Here is a 3757-nt window from a genome sequence, read left to right on the forward strand (position 1 = left end):
TCAAAAGTTTGTTCGTCTTTTACAGCTTGATTAAATTTATCTTTACATTCTAAAATTATTTTATAATTTCCTGACAACCATTTTTTTATATTTCCTAATTCAATTTTTTTAGATGTTTCAGTATTAAATTCTTTTTCAAAAACTAAATTGGCTAGCTCCCAATTGTTCACATCATTTTCTTCACTTGAATACGGATCGTGAGGGAATAATTTTTCAAAGTCATCTCTAGTAAAACCATTGTAATCTGGTGCTTCCCAAGGTCTGTCTCGCAACGGATTTTTAGGTGCTTTTAATTTGTAAATTTTGATAGTTCCTTTAGTTGGAACAAATTCATTATTTAAATTATTGGTTGTAATAGTTAGTAAATTCTCTTTACTGTTTTTATCAACTTTTGAAGGAATTGAAACAGATGCTTCCAATGCATGATAACCAACTTTTACAATAGTTTCAGTGCTTCTGGTTTCACCGTTTATATCGGTTACATCTGCTGAAATAGTGTATTTAAATGTTGGTAAACTTTCTTTTGAAACTTTTAAATCGGGTAGGGCTTTAAAGGTTATTTTATAGTTACCATCGTTATCAGTAAAAGTTTCGCCATTAGTAATTTCTAATGCTTCTGATTGGTAATAATTTGGCATTCTCCAACTATACCAACGAGGAAAATTAGCGGTTCTTTTTACTCGGTACACAACTTTTGCGTTGCTTATTTTGCTTCCGGCAAAAGCAATAGCTTCACCGTTAACAGCAACACTATCGTTTAGTTTGTAGGTTTCAGTAACGGGTTTAAATGTTGTTTCAAATTTAGGACGTTTATATTCTTCAACTGAAATTTTTGTGTAACCAGTAAAAAAGGTGGTGTTTTTAGAAGTATAAACAGCACTATTATTTTGTGTGTCTTTGTTAGTTGAAATGGTGTATTCTCCTGTTAAACCTGTGTTAGGTACTATAAATTCACCAGAAACAGTTCCAAATTCATTTAATTTTAAGTTTAATTTTTTTACCAATTCTCCGTTTGGATTGTTTAGTGTAACTTCAACAAATTCGTTAGTTAAAACTTCGGTTTTTTCATCTTGTTTTTTAAGTAATATACTTTTAAAATAAACTGTTTGTCCGGGTCTATAAATACTTCTATCTGTAAAAATAAAGGGTTTTATAGTTATTTTATCGTCCTTATTTGTGTTGCTATTTCTTTTTTGATACATATTATAATCGCCAAAAATAGCTTTATCATTAGGTGTTGTAACAGTTGCAATTATATTTCTGTGATAATTATTAGGTTGGTAAACAAACACTCCGTTGCTATCAGTTATAAAGTTTTTATTAATTTGTTTGTTATACTTTCCGGTATTGTAATTTTTTAAATTAACTTTTGCATTTTCAATTGGTTTACCTGTGTTTCTGTTTACAACTTGGTAATTGTAATTGGTGCCTTGATGGTTTTCAATAAGCACTAAATTGGTTATTTGTATAAAGTTGTGTGCAAATGTATTGCCTGTTGAAATAGTTTCGTTTTTAATAGTGGCTGTTATTAAATAATTGCCTTGATCCAAATTTGGTAGTAAAACTTCGGTTGTATGTTGTTGATAATCATACTGGTTTTGCAATGTTTTTTCCCAGTTTTTATATGGTTTTAATTTTTTTATAAAGCCAACTTTTATAGAATCGTTATAAATTTTATTGAAATTTGTTTGCTCATTATTACTTATTTGATAGGCTGTAAAATAAACGTTTTCAATATTTTTATATGAAATTAATAAGCGAGCATTTGTATTTATTGGTACATTTTTTTCTGATGTAATTTCAATTCTTTCTAATAGAATATCATTTTTTAAGATTTCACATTTTTTTGCACCGTTTGAAGTTGGAAAACTAGTAATAGCATTTTTACAAATATTTAGTGCTTCTGCACGTTTAAACTGGTTTTCTGTAGCGGTTAACGGAATGTATAAATTAGCTTGTTCATTTAAAAATTTCGCAATTTCATAATCTATTTCTGTAGATGCTTCGTTGTTTTTAAATTGTTCTTTTAATTGTTGAAGTGTTTTAAAATATAATTCGTCTTTATCTGTAAAAATAGCATTGTTTTTAACAAAATTTAAGCGTTCAATAGTTACTGTTATTAAGGCAGTTGGATCAGTGTCTTTTAAATGAAATAAGGTTAGGTTTTTATAAATTTTTAAGGCCTGTAAATGGTTAGAAATACTGTCTTTGGAGGTTATAATTTCCGATGTAAATTCAATATTGTTTTTTAACAGTGTTTGATTGTCAATTTCAAATTTATAGGCAGGTCTTGTTAAATTTTGCTCTTCGTTATTAAAAAAATCGATGGCTCTATGTGCTAAAAAATCATATAGAGTTGGTCTATAAGTTTTAGAGTTTTCTTCGGTATTTAAAAGATTGTTAAACTTATTTAATGGTGTTAATTGTGCTTCTAAACTATTGTTTAAAGAATTGTTGTAATGTGTTTGAATTTCTTTAAAAATGGTTTGTAAATCCCAAGTTCTAAAATCTGTACTATCTACTTTTTCTTCAGTTGTTGTTCTGTTATAAAATTTCCATCTATTTTGTTGAAAGTATTGCAAGTATAAATCTGCAAGTATACTTTCTAAAATATTTTTTGTTGGAAATGAACTTTCTAAAATCTCCTTATTTAAATTATTGATTATAGTAAGTTGTGCTTCTTCTTCAAGTATTAAAGCAAATTTAGATTTATAAATGAGCGCTTTAATATATTCCGAATTATTGTTCTCTTTTTTTGCTTTTATAGAAATAGTTTCAACAACTTTTAAAGCAGATTTTGGTAAATTGTCTAATTCAAATTTTTGAACTTCATTCCAAAGTTCATGAAAATTTTGAGCATTGGAAACAGTGGATAATAAAAAGACTAAAAATACAATGGCAATTTTTTTCATACTTTATAATTTTATTTAAAGTTAACAAATTTGATGCCTAAGTGCTTAAATATTAAATTGATTTTATTTGAAATAAAAAACCTCTAAAAAATATTTTTTTTAGAGGTTTTTTAAATTTTGTAATTTTTGTTTTAGTTTAGAATAACAAATTCACATCTTCTGTTAATATCGTATTCTTCTTTTTTACACATTTTTGGTTTTGTACAATGGTTTAAAGGTTGGGTTTCTCCATAACCAACAGATTTTACATTGTTATTTGGAATTCCTTGGCTCACCAAATATTCACGAACAGAATTTGCTCTTTTATGAGATAAATCCAAGTTATAAGATTCTTTTCCTCGGGCATCTGTATGCGCTCCAATTTCAATAATCATTTCAGGATATTTTTTCATAATTGCAACAATATTGTTTAGTTCTAAAGCTGCATCTTTTCTGATATTCCATTTGTTGAAATAGAAATAAATTGGATTTATTTTAATTTGAGTTTTGCCATTATCAACTACAATGTCTTTTTCAACTTCCTCGTAAGATTCTAATAATAGTTTAATATCTTTATCAATATTTCCTTTTTTATCTGTTGAAAATGGAACTTCATAAGGATTAAATAATTTGCGATATCCTTTAATTTTATAGTTTTTATTTGGTTCAATTTCAAAAGAATATGCAGCATCTTGGCCAACAGTTATTTCGTTTATTACATTGTTTTTATCATCAAATAAAGTAACCAAAGCACCTGGAAGTAAATCTAAACTAGTTTTATTTTGAACAAAACCTTCAATAAAGTATTGTTTAGTTTGTGTAAAACTATAAATATCATCATCTCCCATTCCGCCTTTTCTGTTAGA

2 protein-coding genes are annotated in these 3757 nt (G+C 27.0%); both read right to left on the reverse strand.

Annotated elements, in window-relative coordinates; all coding sequences use genetic code 11:
* The coding region (locus ABY298_RS15430; RefSeq protein WP_372746943.1) for an MG2 domain-containing protein at positions 1–2912 on the reverse strand (2912 nt) is incomplete at its 3' end.
* A gap of 131 nt (positions 2913–3043) precedes the next feature.
* Positions 3044–3757 (reverse strand): OmpA family protein (locus ABY298_RS15435; protein ID WP_372746944.1); only part of this gene is annotated, 714 nt, incomplete at its 5' end.

It is taken from the genome of Lutibacter sp. (genome assembly GCF_041596795.1).
Lineage (GTDB): Bacteria > Bacteroidota > Bacteroidia > Flavobacteriales > Flavobacteriaceae > Lutibacter.